At 42.6% G+C, this 22,348-nt stretch carries 22 protein-coding genes; 12 read left to right on the top strand and 10 right to left on the bottom strand.

The features are described 5' to 3' along the window. The first annotated feature begins 18 nt into the window (after window positions 1–18). Window positions 19–1,887 (top strand): Fe-S protein assembly chaperone HscA, encoded by a 1,869-nt coding sequence (gene hscA, locus HB679_RS06285; RefSeq protein WP_214071078.1) that lies wholly within the window; start codon window positions 19–21, stop codon window positions 1,885–1,887. 36 nt (window positions 1,888–1,923) lie between these two features. Here the strand turns inward: hscA and HB679_RS06290 are convergent, their stop codons facing one another. Next, on the bottom strand, window positions 1,924–2,631 hold the full coding sequence (locus HB679_RS06290) for a DNA alkylation repair protein (RefSeq protein ID WP_214071079.1): 708 nt from the start codon (window positions 2,629–2,631) through the stop codon (window positions 1,924–1,926). 116 nt (window positions 2,632–2,747) lie between these two features. Between HB679_RS06290 and HB679_RS06295 the strand changes: the two genes are divergently transcribed. After that, window positions 2,748–3,269, top strand: coding sequence for a DUF4251 domain-containing protein (locus HB679_RS06295; protein WP_214071080.1), 522 nt, complete (start codon window positions 2,748–2,750; stop codon window positions 3,267–3,269). A gap of 86 nt (window positions 3,270–3,355) precedes the next feature. Beyond that, window positions 3,356–3,895: a DUF4251 domain-containing protein gene (locus HB679_RS06300; protein ID WP_214071081.1), complete on the top strand. Its 540-nt coding sequence runs from the start codon at window positions 3,356–3,358 to the stop codon at window positions 3,893–3,895. A 40-nt stretch (window positions 3,896–3,935) separates the two neighbouring features. Here HB679_RS06300 and HB679_RS06305 read toward each other — a convergent pair whose 3' ends face one another. Further along, a complete protein-coding gene (locus HB679_RS06305) occupies window positions 3,936–4,223 on the bottom strand; it encodes a hypothetical protein (RefSeq protein WP_214071082.1) in 288 nt (95 codons plus the stop codon). Between the two features lie 108 nt (window positions 4,224–4,331). Between HB679_RS06305 and HB679_RS06310 the strand changes: the two genes are divergently transcribed. Then, entirely contained in the window at window positions 4,332–5,483 is a 1,152-nt protein-coding gene (locus tag HB679_RS06310) for a tetratricopeptide repeat protein (protein ID WP_214071083.1), read from the top strand. A gap of 189 nt (window positions 5,484–5,672) precedes the next feature. On the opposite strand, the gene HB679_RS06315 is transcribed toward HB679_RS06310, so the two are convergent. Continuing rightward, window positions 5,673–6,257, bottom strand: a complete 585-nt coding sequence (locus tag HB679_RS06315) for a riboflavin synthase (RefSeq protein ID WP_214071084.1) — start codon at window positions 6,255–6,257, stop codon at window positions 5,673–5,675. A gap of 60 nt (window positions 6,258–6,317) precedes the next feature. Here HB679_RS06315 and HB679_RS06320 point away from each other — a divergent pair, with 60 nt between their 5' ends. Both HB679_RS06320 and HB679_RS06325 read left to right on the top strand, forming a co-directional pair. Beyond that, on the top strand, window positions 6,318–6,785 hold the full coding sequence (locus HB679_RS06320; RefSeq protein WP_214071085.1) for an NUDIX domain-containing protein: 468 nt from the start codon (window positions 6,318–6,320) through the stop codon (window positions 6,783–6,785). A gap of 26 nt (window positions 6,786–6,811) precedes the next feature. After that, a complete protein-coding gene (locus tag HB679_RS06325) occupies window positions 6,812–8,137 on the top strand; it encodes a hypothetical protein (protein WP_214071086.1) in 1,326 nt (441 codons plus the stop codon). Here HB679_RS06325 and accC read toward each other — a convergent pair. Continuing rightward, window positions 8,128–9,612 (bottom strand): acetyl-CoA carboxylase biotin carboxylase subunit, encoded by a 1,485-nt coding sequence (gene accC / locus HB679_RS06330; protein WP_214071087.1) that lies wholly within the window; start codon window positions 9,610–9,612, stop codon window positions 8,128–8,130. The genes HB679_RS06325 and accC overlap by 10 nt on opposite strands. A gap of 163 nt (window positions 9,613–9,775) precedes the next feature. On the opposite strand from accC, the gene HB679_RS06335 reads away from it, so the two are divergent. Beyond that, complete coding sequence (locus tag HB679_RS06335) at window positions 9,776–9,997, top strand: hypothetical protein (protein WP_214071088.1); 222 nt, start codon at window positions 9,776–9,778, stop codon at window positions 9,995–9,997. A gap of 56 nt (window positions 9,998–10,053) precedes the next feature. On the opposite strand, the gene HB679_RS06340 is transcribed toward HB679_RS06335, so the two are convergent. Both HB679_RS06340 and HB679_RS06345 read right to left on the bottom strand, forming a co-directional pair. Beyond that, window positions 10,054–10,557, bottom strand: a complete 504-nt coding sequence (locus HB679_RS06340; protein WP_214071089.1) for a c-type cytochrome — start codon at window positions 10,555–10,557, stop codon at window positions 10,054–10,056. A gap of 64 nt (window positions 10,558–10,621) precedes the next feature. Continuing rightward, window positions 10,622–11,464, bottom strand: a complete 843-nt coding sequence (locus HB679_RS06345) for an SDR family oxidoreductase (protein ID WP_214071090.1) — start codon at window positions 11,462–11,464, stop codon at window positions 10,622–10,624. A 102-nt stretch (window positions 11,465–11,566) separates the two neighbouring features. Here HB679_RS06345 and HB679_RS06350 point away from each other — a divergent pair, with 102 nt between their 5' ends. Together HB679_RS06350 and HB679_RS06355 are read left to right on the top strand one after the other, a co-directional pair. Then, window positions 11,567–11,929, top strand: a complete 363-nt coding sequence (locus HB679_RS06350; protein WP_214071091.1) for a BlaI/MecI/CopY family transcriptional regulator — start codon at window positions 11,567–11,569, stop codon at window positions 11,927–11,929. 5 nt (window positions 11,930–11,934) lie between these two features. Beyond that, window positions 11,935–13,530: a M56 family metallopeptidase gene (locus HB679_RS06355; RefSeq protein WP_214071092.1), complete on the top strand. Its 1,596-nt coding sequence runs from the start codon at window positions 11,935–11,937 to the stop codon at window positions 13,528–13,530. Between the two features lie 95 nt (window positions 13,531–13,625). Here HB679_RS06355 and HB679_RS06360 read toward each other — a convergent pair whose 3' ends face one another. After that, window positions 13,626–14,711 carry a DNA topoisomerase IB gene (locus tag HB679_RS06360; RefSeq protein WP_214071093.1) on the bottom strand — a complete coding sequence of 362 codons (1,086 nt, stop codon included), beginning with the start codon at window positions 14,709–14,711 and terminating at the stop codon, window positions 13,626–13,628. Window positions 14,712–15,090: 379 nt separating this feature from the next. Here HB679_RS06360 and HB679_RS06365 point away from each other — a divergent pair, with 379 nt between their 5' ends. Continuing rightward, window positions 15,091–15,282 carry a hypothetical protein gene (locus HB679_RS06365; protein WP_214071094.1) on the top strand — a complete coding sequence of 64 codons (192 nt, stop codon included), beginning with the start codon at window positions 15,091–15,093 and terminating at the stop codon, window positions 15,280–15,282. Between the two features lie 29 nt (window positions 15,283–15,311). On the opposite strand, the gene HB679_RS06370 is transcribed toward HB679_RS06365, so the two are convergent. Together HB679_RS06370 and HB679_RS06375 are read right to left on the bottom strand one after the other, a co-directional pair. Continuing rightward, window positions 15,312–15,941 (bottom strand): acyloxyacyl hydrolase, encoded by a 630-nt coding sequence (locus HB679_RS06370; protein WP_214071095.1) that lies wholly within the window; start codon window positions 15,939–15,941, stop codon window positions 15,312–15,314. Window positions 15,942–16,163: 222 nt separating this feature from the next. Beyond that, window positions 16,164–18,620 carry an ABC transporter permease gene (locus HB679_RS06375; protein WP_214071096.1) on the bottom strand — a complete coding sequence of 819 codons (2,457 nt, stop codon included), beginning with the start codon at window positions 18,618–18,620 and terminating at the stop codon, window positions 16,164–16,166. Between the two features lie 666 nt (window positions 18,621–19,286). Here HB679_RS06375 and HB679_RS06380 point away from each other — a divergent pair. Then, window positions 19,287–20,315 (top strand): aldo/keto reductase, encoded by a 1,029-nt coding sequence (locus HB679_RS06380; RefSeq protein ID WP_214071097.1) that lies wholly within the window; start codon window positions 19,287–19,289, stop codon window positions 20,313–20,315. Window positions 20,316–20,598: 283 nt separating this feature from the next. Here HB679_RS06380 and HB679_RS06385 read toward each other — a convergent pair whose 3' ends face one another. Next, window positions 20,599–21,612 (bottom strand): GntG family PLP-dependent aldolase, encoded by a 1,014-nt coding sequence (locus tag HB679_RS06385; protein WP_214071098.1) that lies wholly within the window; start codon window positions 21,610–21,612, stop codon window positions 20,599–20,601. Between the two features lie 40 nt (window positions 21,613–21,652). Here HB679_RS06385 and HB679_RS06390 point away from each other — a divergent pair, with 40 nt between their 5' ends. Next, window positions 21,653–22,348: a hypothetical protein gene (locus HB679_RS06390; RefSeq protein ID WP_214071099.1), complete on the top strand. Its 696-nt coding sequence runs from the start codon at window positions 21,653–21,655 to the stop codon at window positions 22,346–22,348.

The raw sequence follows: 22,348 nt of genomic DNA on the forward strand, positions 1-22,348 counted from the left end.
TATTTATTATAATAAGTAATGGCTAAAATTTCTATCAATCTGGCAACCGGCTCTTTGCAAAAAGAAGAGATCATTGTAGGTATTGACCTGGGTACTACCAACTCGTTGGTGGCCTTTATAAATCCGGATAAAGATGCGCAAGTAATTAATGATGCAGGCAAGGGTGTACTGGTACCATCAATAGTACATTTTGGGCCTACCGGCGATGTTACCGTAGGTAATGAAGCTAAAGATTTTTTGATAACAGATCCGCAAAACACCATATTCTCTGTTAAAAGATTATTGGGCCGTAGCTATAAAGATATTGAAAACTACAAAGACTTTTTTAGCTATAAAGTTATTGATGATGATAGCGAAAGCCTGGTGAAGATCAATGTGGGCGATAAATTTTATACGCCTATTGAATTATCGGGTTTGATCTTGAAAGAATTAAAAGCCCGCGCCGAGCATGCTTTGAAAACCCCGGTTAACCGTGCGGTAATTACAGTGCCTGCCTATTTTAACGACTCGCAGCGACAGGCTACCCGCGATGCAGGTAAACTGGCCGGATTGGATGTTTTACGCATAGTAAACGAGCCTACCGCTGCCAGTCTGGCTTACGGCATCGGCTTAAATCCGGAAGAAACTAAGACTATTGCAGTATATGATTTGGGGGGCGGTACGTTCGATGTATCCATCCTGCAAATCCAAAACGGCATTTTTGAAGTACTGTCAACCAATGGCGATACCTTTTTAGGCGGCGATGATTTTGACCGCGCTATTGTGGATTACTGGATAGAGAAAAACAAACTGGACAAGGCCCAACTGATCGCTAATCACGAATTGGCCCAGGCGTTGCGTTTAAAAGCTGAAGAAGCTAAGAAAGCACTCAGTCACCAAAGCTTATTCAATGAGCAACTGGGTGATATTTGGTGTACGCTTGACCGCGATACCTTTGAGCAACTAATATTACCTAAGGTACAGCAAACCATAACCGCCTGCGAAAATGCGCTACGCGATGCCAAACTAACCATCGATCAGATTGATGAGGTTGTAATGGTAGGCGGCTCAACCCGTACCGCGTTGGTTAAAAAAATGGTGGCCGGTTTCTTTAAACGTCCCGTGCACGATGATGTGAATCCGGACGAGGTGGTGGCTTTAGGCGCTGCTATCCAGGCTGATATTTTAGCCGGCAACCGTAAAGATATTTTGTTGCTGGATGTTACCCCGCTTTCTTTAGGTATTGAAACTATGGGTGGTTTAATGGATGTCATCATCCCACGTAATAGTAAAGTGCCTACCAAGGCTGGCAGACAATATACTACCTCGAAAGATGGCCAGGTAAACATGAAGATTGCCGTTTACCAGGGCGAGCGCGACCTGATCAAAGAAAACCGTAAACTGGCCGAATTTGAACTAAAGGGAATCCCCGCTATGCCGGCCGGCTTCCCTAAAGTAGATATTAACTTTTTGCTGAATGCCGACGGTATATTAAAGATACAGGCTATTGAGTTACGCTCGGGTGTTAAACAAGAGGTTGATGTAAAACCAACCTATGGCATCACCGACGACCAGGTTGAGCAAATGCTGATGGACAGCATTACTCACGCTAAAGACGATGTAAATGCGCGCATGCTGATAGAGGCACGTACCGAAGGCGAGCAAATGGTATACACTATCGAGCGTTTTTTGGCTAAGAATGGAAGTTACTTATCGGCTGATGAAGTTACCGCAACCCAACAGTACATTGCTGATTTGAAAGATATATTAGCCAACGGCGATAAAGATGCGATACTGAAACAAATTGACGAAGTAAACGAGTTTACCCGCCCCTTTGCCGAGCGTTTAATGGATCAGGCTATTAACACAGCCATGAAGGGCAAAAGCATTAATGATAAAGTAGATTAATAGCTGCTTAAAAAGATATCTGGAAACGGTAAGGCGTTAACACTTTACCGTTTTTTTCTTTTTACTTAAACTCCCCCTGGCTTTAGTTTTCTCAATGTAATCAGGCGCAAAAGGTACTTTGCAAGCTGTACCCTCTTTAATAATCGTAACGGGGCCTATTCTTTTTGCAATCGCAATAGCTTCGTCGCTTAATGGGTTTACATAGCTGCCAACACATATCACAAATAAATTCATCCCCGAACGTATGCGATTGGGCGAGGTGTGAATGGTAGCTTCTACCCTGTTTAATAAACTTCTAAGTCCTTCAACGTCCAATTCGCTATCAGGCTTCAGCGTTACCAGGTTAGTTAACGTAAACCATCCCGCCGATGCGATGTACTCTTCGTCGCTGTCTATCCAGCCCAAAGCTAACTCATACCCATAATTACCTTCGGCAGCTACCCAGGGCACGGTGTAATCGGCAATATTATTTGACGTAGCTCCTTGCACCCACGTTTGCAGGTCGGTTTGGCTCATTTGCTTATCATCAGCAATTAAGCCTGCTAAATACATGGCGTCGGCATTACCGGTGGCATACAGGTCCTTAGCGAGTTGGTAATTGGTTTTTACTTTTTTCTGGATAGTTTTTAAATGCTCAACCTTTACACCAAAGAACGGCTCTTTAACACCATGCTTTAATAATATCTTTTTAATACTTTCGCTGCCATGTTGTTGCAGATCGGTCATTATTTCGGGTAAGGTCATAACTATCTTGTGATTACTCGTTTCTAATAAAAATAACAATAAATTTACAAACAGATAGTCAACTTGATTTGTAATTTTATAGAATTGTAATTATAAACCCCTTTAGATCTAAAACCATGAAACATTTATTATTACTATTATTCGTAATAGCCGGCATCAATGTTACTTATGCGCAAACCCTTTCTGCCGCAGATGTCAAAAAAATAGCCGACGACAAGAAATTTAAATTTATTGCTAAAGAGGCTAATTTACCACCGGATATTAGTGGCACCACCAGTGCTGTTACTTCTGACAAGACAGAAGACCTTCATAAAGTATTGGCAGACGGTTTTACAGTATCTGTAAAGCCGGATTCTGTAACGTCATATTTGCCTTATTATGACAAGACGGAAACAGTAACCGACCAGGCAACCAGCTCACAGGTAACGCTTGACGCACCGACAAAATCTACCAGTGCCGGCTATGATTATTCGACAAAACAAAAGAAAAATGGCGACGTAACTGTAAAAATCACGCCCAAAACCGGAAAACTTACCAGTTATGTTTTTGTTTTGAGTACTAACGGCACAGCTAAGTTAGAGGGCACAATAGATAATTATAAGGTTATAAAATACGCAGGCACTTTTAGTGCACAATAGAAAAAAAGGCTCCATAAATTATGGGGCTTTTTTTTTGATAAATAAACCAGGCATTGTATTTTGCGTCAGTTAACTAAATCTTAAACATGAAACGCTTACGCTTACTACTATTATTACTCGTTGTTACAGGTATCAACATCGCACAAGCCCAACAACAACCATTTTCGGCCGCTGATATCAAAAAAATGGCCGATGACAAGAAATTTCGCTTTAAAGCTACAACTGCCGAGTTGAGTGCAGAGGAAAATCGCAGCGGCGGCTTGATGAGTTCTGCGCCAACCAAGGCCAATCGTATGACTTTAAGCGCAGTGTATTCGGCATTGTTGACCCCAGATTCTGTGGTGTCTTACCTGCCCTACTTTGGCAAGTCTAGTTCAGAAGGAGTTGAAACCAATAACATTGTAAATAGCACTGAGGAGAATCCTACTAAATTTTCGGCAACTGCATATACTTATGAAGCGAAAGAAAAGAAAAAAGGTAATGCAGTTATCACCATTAAGCCGCAGGATAGCAGCAAAATTGAAAAGTATGTTTACTACCTGGAGCTGGATGGTAGCGCCAGGTTAGAGCTAACCATAGCCCACTACAAAACAATAACCTATATAGGTTATTTTACAGTACTTTAGATAAAAACAAAAGGCCCCATAAATTATGGGGCCTTTTTAGTTAAGCTTTTAAAGCTTCCTGCTCTTTCAGGGCAGTGATATTGTTTTTATTGCTGAAGGTGTCGGTTTGCGAAGCAAAATCTTCCAGCAGCCCTGCAATTGTATCCAGGTTGTCTGATACACGCTGATGCATGTCTGGCAGCTCCTTTTCCAAACGCTTATCGCCAAGATCAATATTGTCCACTTCTATTTTGGTAAGCTTTGTAATAATTGCCTGTTGGCTATTTTTAAGATCTTCCAATTCATGAACGATCTTTTCCATCAATCCAAATTTTTTTAACGTATCCATAGGTTAAGTTTTTATGTTTATTTGATAACATCAACCAAAAACCGTTCCGAATTTGGATTTATGATTTATAACTAATACTTTAGTTTAATAAACTAATAAATTAGTTACATGAAATCTACGCTATTTGTCCTATTATTTTTTCTGTCGATAAGCCTTTTTGCGCAGGCTCAGCAAGCCCGCAAAACAGATAACGACTTGCTACTACAATACTACCAGAATCAGCAGTTTAATGAGGCTTTAAGCTATTTAAAGACCGTTTATGCCGAACCTGTAACCAACACTAAAGAACTTGCTAATTTGGCCTATACTGCATCCATGGCTGGCAAGCTGCCCAATGCTGAAAACTACTATCAACGGGTTTATGATACCGATACCACTAGCTTGTCTGCATTATATAATATCGCGGGGATTAGCCTGCGCCGCGGTAACTCGGCAAAAGCGGCTATTTACTACCAAAAATACATTTTAAAGGACAGTACCAATTTTCAGGCTTATAAACAGCTGGCTACAATAAGCGCCGGTAGAGCAGCTATAGCTGCACAATTAAACTACCTTAAAAAAGCCAATAAGCTAGACCCTACTGAATTTGATGTGGCGTCAGACCTCAGTGATCTTTACGTCAAACTGGATTCATTGCCACCTGCCGAAAAAGTAGTTAACCAGGCATTAGCTGCCGACCCGGAGAATGTTTACCTACTACAAAGTTTGCTTCGCTTAAATTCGGCACAAAAAAAATGGACAGCCTGCGTTAAAACCGGCGAACAGTTATTGCAATTGGGCGATGCAGCCGTATCTACCGTAACTAAACTAGGCATAGCTTATTATCAGCTTAAACAATATGAGTGCGGCATAGAAACATTTTTGGCTTTACCAGAGACTAATCAGGATGAAACAACTTGCTATTTCACCGCCGCCTGTTACAAAGAATTAAAAGACCAGAAAAACGCGATCCTGTATTTTGGTAAAGCTGTAAAACTAAGCATCTCGCCGTCTACCGCTATTTATTATAGTGAGATGGCCGATAGTTACGAAACCATTGGCCAGTTAAAGAAAGCTTTGGCAGCTTATCAAAAAGCATTGTTGTATAATGATAGTCCGCTTACTTATTATTTTATGGCGACGCTGTATGATATCAAGTTAAAGGACCACCATAATGCACTAAAGTACTTCAAAAAATATGTGGCAACCAAACCGGGTAGAAACGAACAGGCTTATTTAGATTATGCCAGTCAGCGGATTGCTGGATTGGGCGGTATGTGAGTTAGGGTGCTCCTATGGAGCAAATTATTTGTGATTATTTTTCTACAAACACGAGGCTCCTATGGAGCCAATAGCTGTAGATTAAATGATAAACGTCCAATTTCTCCATAAGTGCTCCGTAGGAGCATACTGTTTGTAGTAAAAGCATATACTGTCCCGGCTCCATAGGAGCCTCCTAATCTAACCAGTCTATCTATTCATCAACCTTGCAACGTACTTCCCAATAATATCAAATTCAAGATTCACAACGGTACCCACACGCACATTATGCAAATTGGTGTGCTCGTAGGTGTATGGAATGATAGCTACCGAAAAACTATTGGCTTGCGAGTTAACCACAGTAAGGCTGATACCATTAACGCAAATAGAGCCTTTTTCAACCGTTACGTTGCCAATGGCGGCTTCATATTCAAAAGTATACTCCCAACTACCCTCAAGCGCTTTAAATTGGGTGCAGGTGGCTGTTTGATCTACGTGGCCCTGTACAATGTGCCCATCCAGGCGTGCATTCATTTGCATGCAGCGTTCCAGGTTAACTGGTTCGCCTTCTTTTAAATGGCCCAGACTGGTTTTATTCAGGGTTTCTTCAATAGCTGTAACGGTATGCTTACCATCCTCCACGGCTACAACGGTCAGGCAAACGCCGTTATGCGCCACAGATTGATCGATTTTTAACTCATTTGATATCGCCGACTCGACCGTGATGTGCAGATTGCCCTGATCGGCGTGTAAATGGGTAATTTTACCCAGTGTTTCTATGATTCCTGTAAACATATTGCTTGATAGATTGCATTACAAAACTAAATATATTAAATAAGGTTTATCTAATCACGTATGCATATCTCTAACCAAAGCGCGGGAATTTTACTATACCGCAACATAAATAAACAGATCGAGATTTTCCTGGTTCATCCGGGCGGACCATTTTTTAAGAATAAGGACGATGGTTATTGGTCGATACCCAAAGGCGAATTCTTAACCGACGAAGATCCGCTGAATGCAGCCAAACGCGAATTTGCCGAAGAAACTGGTGGGCAACTACAGGCAGAGAAATTTATCAAACTATCGCCCATCAAACAAAAAAGCGGTAAGACCGTGCATGCCTGGGCGGCTGAAGGTGATATTGATGCCGACACGATCACCAGTAATTTATTTGAAATGGAGTGGCCGCCAAAATCTGGTAAAATGGCCAGTTTTCCGGAGATTGATCGGGCAGGTTGGTTTAGTATTGATGGTGCCAAACTAAAGATCAATACTGCTCAAATTGCTTTGATCGACGAATTAATTTTCATTTTAAAATGATTATAATTGATCTATAACTCATCAAAATGAAAAATCAAAAGCTTGAAGGCATAGAAATTTCTTTAAAAAATATTTTTCCTTACAGTAGCACAAAAAGCATAAGACTTACTTCATCTGAGTTAGTAGAACAGTACAATTATAGGGGGAATATCGAAAAAAAAGCAGGATACATTAACCACAAAAATGATTTTTTAATTTGGTTTAAGTCAATTAAAGATGGCGACAATTTCATTTATCTTGTTATTGCCCAACGAGACCTAAAATTCACCTCAAATGAAATTACTTTATTGAAACAAGTACCAGAAATTCTTCAAAGTTTTTATGACGATGATGAATCAGATTTTGTGAATTCGCAATTGAGGTTAGCGATTAAACTTTCATTTGAAACTCTATTGATCGCAAAGTACTTGAGGAGAAAGCTATCAAAGCGTTATAGCACTATCGCCAATATAATTTTCTTACTTCAGAACTTGACATTCAAGAGATATGAAAAAGGAATATGTACGTCGGGCTTTATATACACAAACGAAATAATTACCTATTTAAAAAGACTCGATACGGAAGTTTTTGATTTTGAAGAATTTGGTGATAAGTTTGAAGTTACACCAGATTTTTTCGACAGTCCTGCATCCTACAGGTATGTTGACGGCAAAAACAGTTTTTTTGTAGTGGATAATCATCTAGCAGTACAAGGGATATTATCTTTAAAAGATCCTAAAAAATATAACATAGTCGAAAGACTTAATCATCAACATATCGACAGTTTGGTTGATAAAAGCGTAGCATCTAGAAGATGGATATCTTACGTGGGAATTAATAACGATGTCAAGATTATATTGCCTAATAATACTACTCTTAAATGGAGTGAGAATCATTGGAGAATACAAGACTTTTCAATCATTGAAGATATTCTTAAATCGTTTGATATAGATCAGCAAAATTCTAAAATTTTGATAAACTATATTATAGCTTTATCAGAATTGAGATTAGGTTCAGTAATTTTGATTCCAAGGAATGAGAATAATTTACCAGAAGTTATTGGTAAAATTGACAACACCAAACTAGGCAAAGCGCTACGTGAAACCTTTGTAAATAAGAACATTAATAATATTTCTAAGAAACATTTGTTATTAGGAATTTTGTCGTCAGATGGATTAACGACTATTTCAAAATCTGGAAACATTATATCTTGTGGGGATATAATTAAAATAGACCACAATGACCCAACGCATCAGGGAGGTGGGAGGAGTCAAGCTTCCTTATCTGCATCTAAATTTGGTCTGTCCATAAAAGTATCTGAGGATGGCCCAATATCTATATATTGCGAGTCGAAAAGAATATTTCAGTTCTGAAATTTGCTTCGGTTTTTCACCCAGTTTGAAGATGCGTCGGGCGCATTATCTAAGGTGGTTTTGGTAGCGTTTAACAATTGCTGCATCACTAACGCAGCAATCATCGCCTCATCTTTGTTATCCTGCTGGAGTACTTCGGGCGTAAAATATTTCTTTACAAAGTGGGTATCAAAATTACCGGTTCTGAAAGCTTCGTGCTCCATTACAAACTTGCCGAAACCTAATGTAGTAGTGATGCCGGTGATATGGTATTCGTCGATGGCGCGGATCATGCGTTCAATAGCTTCCTCGCGGGTGCTGCCGTAAGCAATCAGTTTGGCTATCATCGGGTCGTAATAGATCGGGATCTCCATGCCTTGTTCAAAGCCATCGTCAACACGTATGCCAGGCCCTTTTGGTGTTACGTAAGTTTGAAGCGTACCAATATCCGGCAGGAAATTATTAGCAGGGTCCTCGGCATAAACACGCAGCTCAACCGCGTGGCCAATGATGGTCAGATCTTCTTGTTTAAATTGGATGGCTTCGCCGCGGGCGATTTTAATTTGCTCCTTTACCAGGTCTATGCCGGTTATCAGCTCAGTTACCGGGTGCTCTACCTGTAAGCGAGTGTTCATTTCCAGGAAATAAAAATTGAGCTGATCGTCCATGATAAATTCAACTGTTCCGGCGCCGGTGTAATTTACAGACCGTGCTACGTCAACGGCGCACTTACCCATGGCTTCGCGGATTGCTGGTGTTAATACGCTTGACGGCGCTTCTTCAATCACCTTTTGGTGGCGACGCTGCACCGAGCAATCGCGCTCGAACAGGTGCACAATATTGCCGTGCGTATCGCCCAGCACCTGGATCTCAATATGTTTGGGCGACGATACATATCGCTCAATAAAAACAGAACCATCGCCAAAAGCCGATGTGGCTTCTGATACGGCCAGCTGCATTTGTTCTTCAAAATCGGCCACGGTATCAACTATGCGCATGCCCTTACCCCCGCCGCCTGCTGCAGCTTTGATCAGGATAGGAAAGCCAACTTCCACCGCACGTTTTTTTGCTTCGCCGATGTCTGTAATAGCTTCCTCGGTGCCCGGCACCATCGGTATGTTGTATTTCATGGCCGCTGCTTTGGCCGAAAGCTTATTACCCATAACCTCCATAGCCTCGGGCGATGGACCGATCAGGATCAGACCGGCTTCACGCACCTGGCGTGCAAAGGCGGCGTTTTCGCTTAAAAAACCATAGCCGGGATGTATGCCTTCGGCGCCGGTAAGTTTGCAGGCATCAATGATCTTCTGCCCTACCAGGTATGACTGGTTAGATGGCGCTTCACCAATAAAAACAGCTTCATCGGCATAACGCACATGAAGAGCATCCCTGTCAGCAGCCGAATAAACTGCAACGGTTTTTATGCCCATTTCGCGCGCAGAGCGCATTACCCGTAAAGCTATTTCGCCACGATTGGCTATCAATATTTTTTGCATCCCTAACAAATGTAACAGATTTGATTAAACGCTCACTTAATCATTATAAATTTTAACAACCCCTGGTTTTATGATTTTGGTAATATTTATTTAATATTCTGTTCACAGCAAAAACCTTAATGCATTATATTCGTTAAATACCTAAACCTAATGTACACCTAACATGTATAAAAAACCAGGCTTCCTACTTTGGCTGGATACAAAAATCAAAACCAAAGAAGATTTTCAGTTGCTTATAGTAGCAGTTTTTATTGCATTTATTATTTGCACCAAGTGTTATATGATGCTATCGCCCGGTACAAATACTTGCCGCGAGGCTAATAGTCGTCAGCCATCGCGCGCAGATCAAGCCCTTATCAATACAGGATATTCATTCACAAAATAATTATCAAACAAAAAAGCCTTACAGATTAGCTGTAAGGCTTTAATTTTTTATAATGCTTAGTGTTTCGTGCTGTCCGACGTGCCTTGCGGTTTTGGCGCTCCCGGAGGAGGCATCATATTGTGTTTACGTACAGGCCAGGTTGCTGCTTCTAAATGTGCAACACCCTGGTGACAAGTGTAACAGTTTACACTACCCAATTTAGCTACACCTATAGAGTCTTTCTCGCCTTTAAAATATTTTTTATTCAGCTTGGCTGCCATCTGGTACATTTCGCGGGCCATTTGTTTCTCTGGTTTTTTGTCGCTGGCAAAGTCCATGCCTTTACCGTTTGCATTTGGTTCATGACAAAAGCCGCATCTAACCCCTAATGACGCTGCCCAGTTATCCATAATATGATCTACCTGTTTAAAAGTTAAGTGTTTTGGCAATACTTTCAAATTAGTAACCGGTGGGTCAACGCGCTCTTGAATAGGTTGTTTATTAACAAGCGTCATCGATGCCAGGGAAATTACACCTGAGATCAATACAATGGGTATCAGTAGTTTTTTGTTAAAATGCATGTTTGTCATATTTAAGTCACTAAAGTAGGGGATAGTTTTGAATGTTCCAACAAATATTTACCAATCAGGCTTTAAATTTAGCTATGAATTGCTCGCTTAAATCCCATAGCTTATTGCGCGCCGTCTCATCATTAGCAACAGAGGCAGGTTTAACTTGTTTTTGCTTAACAAAATAAGTTCCGCTTTTTGAATCTAACTTAGGTGCGGTGGCCAAATAGATAGAGGTTTGCGCACCTTTTCCGGGCGTGATCATAAAGGGCGTAACAATCGAAAAAATCAATTTCCAGATACCCGTTATCTTAGCATTGAAGTTTGTCTTAACCACGCCCGGATGCAAGGCAAAGGCGGTTATCCCTTTAGTGCCATACCGTTCTGCCAGTGATTTGGTGAAATAAATATTAAACAGCTTGCTATTGGCATAAGCTTTCGCGCTGGAGTATTTTTCTTCTTTTTGCAGGTTATCAAAATCAGACTTGCTCATTTTATGCATGTCTGAGCTTACATTGATAATGCGGGCATGCCCCTTTTCCAAAAGTGGCAGCAGTTGCGTGGTGAGTAAGAAGTGCCCTAGATGATTGGATTGAAACGTTTTTTCAAAGCCGTCTTTAGTCAACTCAAAATCGCTGAACATACCGCCGGCGTTATTGATCAGCACCTGGATATTAAATAGTTTGGCCTTTAACTCAGTAGCCGCAGCGGCTACTGATGCCAGGTCAGTCAAATCGCAGTAAACAACATTAATAGCCTGATTACCTGTAGTAGTGGTAATACGCTGCTTGAGCTCCTCTCCTTTTTTTATATCGCGTACCAGCAGATATAAAGCATGCTTTTTCTCTGCCAGCGCAAAGGCAGTAGCCTCGCCAATGCCCGATGTTGCGCCGGTTATTACGGTAGTTGTTATAGCCATGGCGTTAAAATATGTTAATTAACCCATTTGTTGGCTACATCTGTCAAAATAAATTTGTTTAATTACGAATGATTCGTAGATTTACGAAAACATCGTAAACTCATGGAGAAATTATCAGTTCAGGAAGAAGAAGCTATGCAAGCGGTATGGCAATGCAGCGAGGGTTATATCAAAGATTTTTTAGATGCGATGGCCGAACCAAAACCTCCTTACACCACCCTGGCGTCAACCGTCAAAAACCTGGAGCGTAAGGAGTTTGTCACCAGCAAAAAGATAGGTAATTCTTTCCGTTATAAAGCGGCCATTAAAGAAGAAGAATATAAAAAGCGTTTCATGAATGGCTTTGTGAACGATTACTTCGAAAACTCTTATAAAAATTTGGTGGCCTTTTTTGTTAAAGACAAAAAGATCAGCGCCAGCGAGCTGAAAGAGATCATCAACCTCATCGAAAATCCTAAATCCTGAGCGCCATGCCTGCCTTATTTGTTTTCTTGCTTAAAATAAATATTGCGCTACTCATTTTTTGCCTGGGCTATTACCTGGTGCTGCGCAAGCTTACTTTCTATACGCTTAACCGCTTTTATTTGGTGTTGGGTATCTTGTTTTCATCGGCTTATCCTTTTATTGATATTAATAAGCTCTTACAGCCTTTTAAGAGGCTGGCCATACCTGCACAGCAGGTGGCCCTAAACTGGAAAGCTCCTGCCGAAAAACTGGCCGGGCACGCAGTGTACTGGCATTGGGCAGCTATGATATTTTGGGCAGGAGCCGCTATTTTTGCTGCGCGATTATTAATTCAGCTGATATCACTTTATAAGGTCTATCGTTCATCAAAACCTGGTACGGTGCAGCAATATAAAGTACGAATAACGGCAGCCAATATCAGTCCCTTCTCTTTTTGGCAAAGCATATTCATTAACCCGGATAACATTGAAACAGGCGACTTGAAAAGCATCCTGCAGCACGAACAGATCCACGTCAATGAATGGCATACCCTTGATATTTTACTGGCCGAGATCAGCGTTATATTTTACTGGTTCAATCCGGGAATTTGGCTGATGAAAAAAGCCGTAAGCGAAAATATAGAGTTTATAACCGACCGTAAGATTTTGCAAAAAGGCATCGATAGCAAAGCCTATCAATATAGCTTGTTAAACGTAAGTCTGGGCGCCAATACCTCGCCCAACATCACTAATCATTTTAATTTCTCGACGCTAAAAAAACGGATCAGGATGATGAATGCCCGGCGTTCATCAAACATAAACCTTACGCGTTATGCTTTGCTGGTACCAGCCGTTTTGATTTGTCTGGGCATTTTTGGCGTGACAAAGGCAGAGATTGTTAAAAAGAGTAAGGTTGCCTATAAAACCATCAGTACGTCAGTACATAACATGGTGACTTTGGTTGCCACCAGGCCTGCAGAAAAAGTTAAAAAGAAATTAATTCATAAATTGATTGTTCAAGTTACAGATACCGCCGGGCAAGGACCTTTGGGAATGACTATTCAATTTAAAAACGATTCGACCGCTAAAAGGAACCAAACGTTTGAAGTTAGCCAGTCGTCCGGACGGCCTACCGCCTATATTATAAATGGACGGCACATAACCGGGGAAGAATTTAAAGCATTAAAGCCTAACCTAAATATAGACACCATTAAAGTTGTTGCTAATTATCAACCCGACAAACAGCCAGGTAAACGGATCTTTGCTATCAGGCTAAAAAGTGACAAGGACCATGATGAAGGTTTCCCCGGCGACTGGCCGACGAGGCATCTTGATTCTGCCGCGAAGATGCCTACATACGTAACCTTTAAGCGACGTGGAGCCAGCGCCGATGACGATAAAAGTAGACTGATGATTCATGCTGATGGATTCCCGGACGGTGCCGTGGTGCATCCGCCTGTGATGATCCGTAAAGTGATGATTAACGGCAAAGACGCAACAGCAGATGACTTAAAAAAACTGCAGCCTTCTATCTTAGAAAAGATTCAAATTATCGACATTAACAGAGCATCGAAAGATACCGCAAAGCGGGATTTGTCTATTACGACGAAGAAAGCGCAGTAAATAAATTCTTATGTCATTGCGAGCGGAGCGCGGCAATCGCGAACTTTGCATTCTTGCGATTGCCGCGCTCCGCTCGCAATGACAAGTATGTATATCTAGCTTGCTTCTGCTAATTTCTCTTTATCTAAAATCTCCAATAATGCCTTTTCGGCCAAATTCAATTCGGCGGCTTTAACGTCTTTATCTTCATCCAATTCCTTAATATAATTGAACAAGTGTCCCTCTTCATAACTTTTAATGATGGTGGGGTGCACATAATATTTCTTGCAGACTGTGCGGGTATTACCCAGGTTAATGGCAACTTCATCCAGCACGCTTACTATCTTCTTTTTACACTCGGTTATCGTATCAAACTCGCCTGCTTCTTTGAATGCGTACAGAGCACTCACGCTGCCCGCCCAGGTTCTGAAATCTTTGGCGGTAAAATCTTCACCGGTGATGTCCTTTAAATAAGTATTGATATCGCCAGAGCCTATTGAACAGCGGCTACCATCGTGGTTATAATATTGAAACAATTCCTTACCGGGGATATCACGGCATTGTTTTACCAAGCGGGCCAGTTTACGGCTTTGCAGCGAGATTTTATGGAACACCCCTTTCTTGCCTTTAAACTCAAAATTGAGCTTCGATCCTTCAATTTTTACATGGCGGTCTTGCAGCGTAGTTAGCCCGAAAGAACCATATAATTTTTTATACGCTTCGTTTCCAACCCTAATGCTGGTTAGCTCCATTAATCGTACTACTAACGCTACTACTTTTTCATGGTCAAGATCATGCCGCGACAGGTCCTTGTCTACTTGTTTACGGATATCCGGCAAATGCGAGGCGAAAGCTTGCAACCGATGGTATTTGGATTGATTGCGGATTTTGTTCCATTCGGCATGGTAGCGGTATTGTTTGCGGCCTGCGGCATCTGTGCCTGTAAATTGCAGGTGTGCATTCTCGAAAGGTGCAATCCAGACATTGGTATAAGCCGGTGGTATCACCAGTTTATTAAACCGGGTTATGAGTTCTTTGTCTTTAACTGTCTTGCCCTTCGCGTCAACATAGGTCCAGCCGCTGCCCGCTTTTTTGCGGGTGTAGCCGGGTGTTGAGTCGGCTACATAACGTAGTCCCACAGCTTTTGCAGTAACCTCGGGGTCGCGGCCAATTTTTTCGAGCTTTTTTACCAATCTGTCCATGGGGGTAACAACGGATATGCAGAAGATTAGTTTGAGGGATCGACAACCTTTCTGGTGGGGGACTCACCCGGTCTTTGCTTCGCTCGACCACCCTCTCTTCACCTTCGGCGGAAAGAGGGTCTTTTTTCAATATCGAATAATGAATTCTGAATGTCGAATATCGAAGTAACTCCCTTCATCATTCGTTATTTAAAATTCGATGTTCGATATTTTTATACTGCCAACCCTCTTTCCCGCTTGCGGAAGAGAGGGTTACCCAGCGCAGCGTCGGCGGGGTGAGTGCTCCGCGCGACATTAACTAACTCAAATTATCTGGAATAAGATGAGTAGATTAGCCGATAAATACAGAGCTACTCTGTTCACTTAAATCTTACCAACCATGAATCCTTCATTGCAAATGTTTGCTATAATGGCACCTACTATCTTGCTCTTTTTAGCCTTCTTTATAATTAACAACCTATCTGCAAGAACAAAAACAACAAAGGCGCAAACTAAATTACTTGCAGAAATAGCCAAAGCACAGAATGTAGACCCAGCTGTAATTGATGGAATTTTGAAAGAAATGAATTGATTATACCTGTGGATTACACGGGACTTCTCTCAAAACCCTACCACAAACCCTTCTTTCAACGCCAGCGTATTTACACCCGCGTTAGGCAGCCTGGTGCCCGCATTACTCATGTGCCTCAAACCCAATCGTACATCGGCATAAATATTTCTGTAGAGTTTCAAATTGGCTCCGGCAAAAAGATTGTCAGAGAACAAAAAGCCGCTCATTTGCCTGTGCGGCGTGCCCGATGCATAATGCGGGCCAGTGCTTAACGACGCATACACGTTAAGAGGCAGACTGGTCAAGTTCTTCCGGTACAGTAAACCCAGGTTTATTCCATATTCATAACCACTCAAAAAATCGGCCGATACCGAAGTTGGGTACATGCCATACCGGTTAGTATTGTATTGCGGCTGCACCAAAATATCCCATTCTGTTGATCTTTTCTTTTTTAGGGTGCGATAATACTCCAGCTCATAAAAAGTAACGTGGTAGTAGTAATTATTGGCCACGTTAAAGCCTTTACTGCCGCCACCTACCAATTGGCCAAGGTATTGGTTACCTATACCGGTAACAAAACCCAGCCTGTTTTTCTGAATAAATCCATCGCCTTGCGCATGGGCGGATTTAAGGGCAATAGCCGTTAGTCCCAATACCAGGACGAGTAGTTTTTTGTGCAATTGTAACAGGTTTAATCAATGCACTAAATTACGGAAATTGCCGGTGATAAGTTGCTTTGAGGCAAGGCTTTTACTTGGCGCGTAGGGACTCACCCCGCCGACGCTACGCTAGGCGACCCTCTCTTCGCCTTTGGCGGAAAGAGGGTTATTTTTATCAGCACGAAACAGACTTACGAAGTTTTAAAAACTTCGTAAGTCTAAGCTAATGTTATAATTAAACACTTATTTCTCTTTTAAACTCTGCGCGGGATTGGCAATAGCCGCCTTAACAGATTGAAAACTAACCGTGATAATAGCTATTACAATTGCGCCAAAGCCCGCAGAGACAAACATCCATATGCTGATATTTATCCGGTAGGCAAAACCCTCCAGCCAGCGGTACATAAAGTAATATGCCAAGGGCGAGGCTACCAGAATGGACAAGATAACGGGGCGCAAAAAATCTTTGGTTAGTAATAGCGCTATGTTGGCCGCAGTGGCGCCTAATACCTTACGAATACCAATCTCTTTAACACGTTGCTTTGCTGTAAACGCGGCCAAACCAAGCAGGCCAAGGCATGAAATAAGAACGGCAACAGTCATGGCTGTATTTATCAGTTGCGAGGTTTTTTGTTCAGTAGCGTAAAGTGCCGCAATGGTATCGTCAAAAAAACTATAGTCTGCCGGTTCGCCATTGTAAACGTTTTTCCAGTCGCTATTTATTTTTTCTATAGCTGTGGTGAAATTATTAATTGCACCTGTACCACTGATCTGTATACTGACAGCGTGTTCGCTTTGCCTGTCGGAGGTAAAAAAGAAGGGTATTATGGCCTCGTGCAATGAGGTAGCATTAAAATCTTTCAGCACACCTACTATACGCCCCTTTTTATCATTTATACCAGTAGCTACCATTTTACCGATAGCTTTCGCGGGGTTGTTAAAGCCCATCGCCTGGGCCGCTTTTTCGTTTATTAAAAACTCCGCAATGGTGTCAGACGGCATAATGTTGCGCCCGGCAACCAGTTTAAGTCCAAATAGCGATATATAGTTAGCGTCTCCCAGTTCATACGAAGCGGGCACCTGTAAATCGGCCAGATCGATATGGGTATGCGAATGATCTTTTGCGCCCGGCGTTTCTGTATGTACGCTTACTTGCTGCACGCCAGGTATCTGCTTAATTTTCTGCATAAATACCTCCAGTTGGTTGGCGGGGCTATTAAAACGGGTGTGGTAAGTAATAATGGCATCTTTATTAAAACCAAGATCTTTGTTCAGTATAAAATGCATTTGCCTGCCAATAATTACGGTACAAACAATAAAAATCATAGATACCGTAAACTGAAACACGATAAGGCTTTTTCTAAGAAAACCCGTTTGCCCCGAGCCGGAACTGGCCTGACCTTTAAGACTCGATACCGGGCTATAGGAAGCCAATACATGAGCAGGATAAAAACCCGCGAGCAATGCGGTAATTATGGTAATGAGGAACAAAAAGATCAGCACCGAAGGTTTGAACAGGCTAAACGATACACCTGCCGGGATAATATGGCCAAACAATGCAATGATTGGAAAAACCATCAGTGCAGATACCACAACTGCAGCAAAAGTTATGATCAACGTTTCTGTAAAGAATTGAACAAACAGGCTTGCGCGGCTACTCCCCAGCACTTTACGTACACCTACCTCTTTGGCACGGTTTAATGATTGGGCGGTAGCCAGGTTAATAAAATTGATGGCAGCAATAATGAGGATAATCACAGCTATCGCCATTAAACCATACAGAACCGGCAAACTAGCCTTACGCGAATAAAGATCACGGTAAAGACTGTTAAAATGCAGATCGGCCAAAGGCTGGAGTGATAAAATGTCCTGATGGCCGGGATACGGCGGTACATGCCTGGTAACAAATGCAGGAAATTGCTTTTCTATCTGTGCGGCAGTCACACCTTTCGCCAGCTTTACAAAAGCCTGTCCGTTTGGGTTCCAGTTACCCCAATGATCAAGCCTGATCTCGTCCTTTAAAAAGCTATGATTTACACTAGCCAATGAAATAAAATCTTTAAAACCAAGATCGGTATTTTTCTCCCAATCTTTTACAATGCCTGTTACACTTACGCGTAAAGAATCATTCAGGTAAACGTCTTTATAAAAAATGACCTTGCCGATGATATTTTCGAGCGGCTGATTGCCAAAATAGCGCCGCGCCTCATGCTCAGAAAGCACTACGCTAAAAGGTTCGGTTAACGCAGTGCCAGGATTACCCTGCAGCCACTGGTATTGAAAAATATTAAAATATTGCGGCCCGGTAATAATAATGGGCGATGTTTGCTCGCCGCGTTTTGCTTCAGAAAATCTCTTTGGCTCGTTACTACCGTTTGGCACAACAACGCCGGCGTAATAATTGTGAAATGTAGCTACAGTTTCAAAACCCGTCAATTCGGTGCGCATAGTAGCCGGTAGTGGATTCATCATCCCTCCTATATAATCCAGATGCCCCTGCTGGTCGCGCTCACTTGCTACCAGGTGATAAATACGGTTATTATCCGGGTGAAACCTATCATAACTAAATTCAAAACTGGTTATGAGGTATATAACAATGCATGAGCATACACCAACAGACAAACCTATAATGTTGATAGCTGCATAACCTTTATGTTTGATAACATTGCGCCATGCAATTTTTAAGTAGTTTTTGATCATGATGGTGGTTTTTAACGCCCGTGGGGCGGGTTATCGGTTTATTTATGAAAACAGGACGTAAAAAGTTATAAAGCGTTACAGTTTGATCAATAAAAAAATGCCCAAATAATAAAAATCACTTAAAATAAAACTCGTTCAATTTTGTAGTTTAAGCAGGGCTTTTACCTGGCGCGTAGGACTCGCCCAATCTGCGCTTCGCTGGATCACCCTCTCTTCCGCAAGCGGTAAAGAGGGTGAAGAAGACTTACGAAGTTTCAAAAACTTCGTAAGTCTATCTACATTGTTCAATATTTCAAATTTACCACCCTCTTTCCGCCAAAGGCGAAGAGAGGGTCGCCCAGCGTAGCGTTGGCGGGGTGAGTCCCCCGCGTTAAGGATGGAAATGGATACCGGCCTGTGACTAAGGCCTTGCAGGCGTATGAATGTACAGCCTGGCCCGCTTCTACCAGCGGGAACGCCATAATTTTCTAAACGCAGAGACGCAATATTTTGCGTCTTCGAAGCGACGGGTAATAAATTTCGAACGTTAAGACGCCATATTTTGCGTCTCTACAATCATCACAGAAATAATACTGACTAACCAGCCTTTTTACCCTACCCTGACGCTTTTATTTAAATACAATGCTCAATTTTATGGTTTAACTCACAACAAACCAATCTACTTTTATGAAATACAATTTTTTAGGCAATACCGGCGTGCTGGTTTCTGAAATATGTTTTGGCACCATGACCTTTGGCGGCAGCGAAGAAGGCATTTGGGGCAATATTGGCCGAGTGCAGCAAGACGAGGCTAACCAAATGATGAAAACAGTAGTTGATGCCGGCATTAACTTTATTGATACGGCCAACGTTTACTCGTACGGCAAATCGGAAGAACTGTTGGGACAATCCATTATTGACCTTGGGCTTAACCGGAACAACCTGGTAATTGCCACCAAGGTGCGTGGGCGCATGAGTAAAGATGTAAATGATGTGGGCCTGAGCCGTTTTAACATTTTCCAATCGGTTGATGCCAGTTTAAAACGTTTGAAGCTGGATCATATTGATTTATTGTATGTTCACGGTGTCGACTTGTTTACACCAATTGAAGAAACCGTACGCGCGCTGAATGATATTGTACTAACCGGCAAGGTGCGTTATGTTGCTATTTGCAACTGGCCTGCCTGGATGGTCATGAAGGCCCTGGGTATCTCAGAAAAACATGGCTGGAACAAGTTTGTAGGTTTGCAATATTTTTATTCCCTGTCGGGACGTGATATTGAGCGCGAAATTGTGCCTTTGGCCGAAGATCAAAACCTGGCTATTTTTCCATGGAGCCCGTTGGCTGGCGGTTTCTTGTCAGGAAAATATACCCGTAACAACGAAAGCGCAGGCGATTCGCGCCGTGATAAATTCGACTTCCCGCCGATAAACAAGGAGAAGGCGTATGATATTATTGACGTTTTGGGCGATGTCGGCAAGGCTCATAATGCGTCGGTAGCGCAGGTGGCTTTAGCCTGGGTGCGTTTGCAAAAAGGCATTACCAGTACCATTATTGGTGCTAAGACCATTGATCAGTTAAACGATAATTTAAAATCAATTAAGCTTGAATTATCTGCTGATGAACTGAAAAAAATCGACGAAATAAGCGCTTTACCTAAAGAATATCCGGGCTGGATGGTTGAAAGGCAAATGGGCGACAGGCTGGTTAAATAGTCATTGGTTGACGGAAGACTGCCGTACGAATGTTTGTAGAGACGCAATATTTTGCGTCTCTTTTTTATTTAAGACCGTTGTGTTTCCGTTTCAGCAGTGAAACAAAATCAGACTTAAAAGTCATTTTTATTGTTTCATTCTGTTTCACTAAAATTACTTAAAATGCTTATTGTCAATCAATTGCATCAAAACCTTGTTTCACTTTTTATCTCTGTTGCATATACGCGCGAAACAGCGCAGGGCTTTTGAGATGGCCTGGGCGGAGGCGCAAAATATTGCGTCTCTACAATGTGGCAATAACGTTAACCACATGTTCCACTTGTTCGGGGTGCACATCCAAATGCAGCACAAAACGGATGCGGTGCTTATCTGTCGACATAGCCTGGATACGGTGGGCGGCCAGTTTGCTTAGCACCGCCCCGGCAGGCTCAATGGTATCGAATAGGATAATGTTGGTTTCGACCGGCAACACGTTAGTCACTGCCGCCGAGTTAGCCAAAGCTTCGGCCAGGATCTGGGCGTGAGCATGGTCTATCTTTAACCGTTCTATATGATGATCTAACGCGTAGATCCCCGCAGCAGCCAGGAAACCCGCCTGCCTCATGCCACCACCCAATACCTTGCGGATACGGCGTGCGTATTTGATGGTTTCTTTATCGGCTAACAGCACCGAGCCTACAGGTGCACCCAAGCCCTTAGATAAGCATACCGAGATACCGTTAAAGTATTGGCCGTAGTCGGCGGCTTTATCGCCGGTAGCAGTCAGCGCATTGAAGATGCGGGCACCGTCCAGGTGGAGCTTGAGCCCGCGCTGTTGGCAAAGGTTGGCAATGGGATTAATCTGTTCTAAAGTGTAGCAGGCGCCGCCGCCTTTGTTTACCGTATTCTCTAATACCACCAGGCTGGTATGCGGGTAGTGTATGTTTTCGGCGTTGATCTCGGGTTCGATCATGTCAGCAGTCAGTATCCCCCGATAGCCATTTAGTAACCTTGTCGATACACCCGAGTTGAATGCAATGCCTCCACCCTCGTAGCGGTACACGTGTGCGGTTTGGTCGGCAATCAGCTCGTCTAAGGGCTGGGTAAAGCACTTAATGGCTATCTGGTTAGTCATGGTGCCTGATGGGCAGAAGATGCCGGCTTCCATACCGAATAGAGCGGCAGCTTTCTCCTCCAATGCGTTTATGGTTTCATCCTCACCGAAAACGTCGTCACCTACTTTGGCGCTAAACATGGCCTCCAGCATCCCCGGTGTGGGTTTGGTAACGGTATCGCTGCGTAAATCAACAGTAGTCATATTAAATGTCGTAAAATTGCGTTATTTGTGTTTTATATCTATGAAGCGCCCAATTTTAATCATTTTATGCTGTATGCTGTTGTGTATAACAGCAAAATCACAATCGTGGCAACCAGGCTACTTTTACGATGTTAAAGGAACGAAAAATGCCGGATTAATCCGCATCAACCCGGGTGGCAAAGGGCCAATAAAAGATGAAGGCTTTATTGAATATAAAGAAGATGCCAAAGCCGAAACAATCAAGCTTAGCGCCAGTGATCTGCGATCGTTTGTAGCAAGCCGCGATAGCTTTATTGTGGCAGCAGCCCCACCAATGGGCTGGGCCAAGAACGATCTTGATTTTGTACGTGTAGCTGTAGATGGTCCATTGCGCTTATTCGAGGCCAAAGGCGGCGCGGGTAGTGGTGGCGGGTCGGGCTTTCAACCGGGCATTGGTTTAGGTGTAGCCGGCGGCGGCGGCACAGGCGGCTTCGGTGGTGGGCTTGGCGGTGGTATATCTATTCCTATTGGCGGTGGTGGTCATGGAAAAAGCGGTAAATCCGTATATTATTTTGGCGCCAATACTGCAGGCATGAAACCCATTACCGAGCAAAACTTCATCGATGTAATGAGTGAAATCATGGGCGACGAGCCTGATGTGGTGGAGAAGATCCAAACCAAGAAATTTGGTCCGCACGATATGGATAAGTTAATAGCTTATTATAATCAAGTGATTGCAGGGGATGCGCAGAAATAG

It is taken from the genome of Mucilaginibacter sp. dw_454 (assembly GCF_018449775.1).
Taxonomy (GTDB): domain Bacteria; phylum Bacteroidota; class Bacteroidia; order Sphingobacteriales; family Sphingobacteriaceae; genus Mucilaginibacter.

Coding starts and splice junctions, on each gene's coding strand:
- hscA (WP_214071078.1), top strand. CDS start 19: ATGGCTAAAATTTCTATCAATCTGGCAACCGGCTCTTTGCAAAAAGAA.
- HB679_RS06290 (WP_214071079.1), bottom strand. CDS start 2,631: ATGACCTTACCCGAAATAATGACCGATCTGCAACAACATGGCAGCGAA.
- HB679_RS06295 (WP_214071080.1), top strand. CDS start 2,748: ATGAAACATTTATTATTACTATTATTCGTAATAGCCGGCATCAATGTT.
- HB679_RS06300 (WP_214071081.1), top strand. CDS start 3,356: ATGAAACGCTTACGCTTACTACTATTATTACTCGTTGTTACAGGTATC.
- HB679_RS06305 (WP_214071082.1), bottom strand. CDS start 4,223: ATGGATACGTTAAAAAAATTTGGATTGATGGAAAAGATCGTTCATGAA.
- HB679_RS06310 (WP_214071083.1), top strand. CDS start 4,332: ATGAAATCTACGCTATTTGTCCTATTATTTTTTCTGTCGATAAGCCTT.
- HB679_RS06315 (WP_214071084.1), bottom strand. CDS start 6,257: ATGTTTACAGGAATCATAGAAACACTGGGTAAAATTACCCATTTACAC.
- HB679_RS06320 (WP_214071085.1), top strand. CDS start 6,318: ATGCATATCTCTAACCAAAGCGCGGGAATTTTACTATACCGCAACATA.
- HB679_RS06325 (WP_214071086.1), top strand. CDS start 6,812: ATGAAAAATCAAAAGCTTGAAGGCATAGAAATTTCTTTAAAAAATATT.
- accC (WP_214071087.1), bottom strand. CDS start 9,612: ATGCAAAAAATATTGATAGCCAATCGTGGCGAAATAGCTTTACGGGTA.
- HB679_RS06335 (WP_214071088.1), top strand. CDS start 9,776: ATGTATAAAAAACCAGGCTTCCTACTTTGGCTGGATACAAAAATCAAA.
- HB679_RS06340 (WP_214071089.1), bottom strand. CDS start 10,557: ATGCATTTTAACAAAAAACTACTGATACCCATTGTATTGATCTCAGGT.
- HB679_RS06345 (WP_214071090.1), bottom strand. CDS start 11,464: ATGGCTATAACAACTACCGTAATAACCGGCGCAACATCGGGCATTGGC.
- HB679_RS06350 (WP_214071091.1), top strand. CDS start 11,567: ATGGAGAAATTATCAGTTCAGGAAGAAGAAGCTATGCAAGCGGTATGG.
- HB679_RS06355 (WP_214071092.1), top strand. CDS start 11,935: ATGCCTGCCTTATTTGTTTTCTTGCTTAAAATAAATATTGCGCTACTC.
- HB679_RS06360 (WP_214071093.1), bottom strand. CDS start 14,711: ATGGACAGATTGGTAAAAAAGCTCGAAAAAATTGGCCGCGACCCCGAG.
- HB679_RS06365 (WP_214071094.1), top strand. CDS start 15,091: ATGAATCCTTCATTGCAAATGTTTGCTATAATGGCACCTACTATCTTG.
- HB679_RS06375 (WP_214071096.1), bottom strand. CDS start 18,620: ATGATCAAAAACTACTTAAAAATTGCATGGCGCAATGTTATCAAACAT.
- HB679_RS06380 (WP_214071097.1), top strand. CDS start 19,287: ATGAAATACAATTTTTTAGGCAATACCGGCGTGCTGGTTTCTGAAATA.
- HB679_RS06385 (WP_214071098.1), bottom strand. CDS start 21,612: ATGACTACTGTTGATTTACGCAGCGATACCGTTACCAAACCCACACCG.
- HB679_RS06390 (WP_214071099.1), top strand. CDS start 21,653: ATGAAGCGCCCAATTTTAATCATTTTATGCTGTATGCTGTTGTGTATA.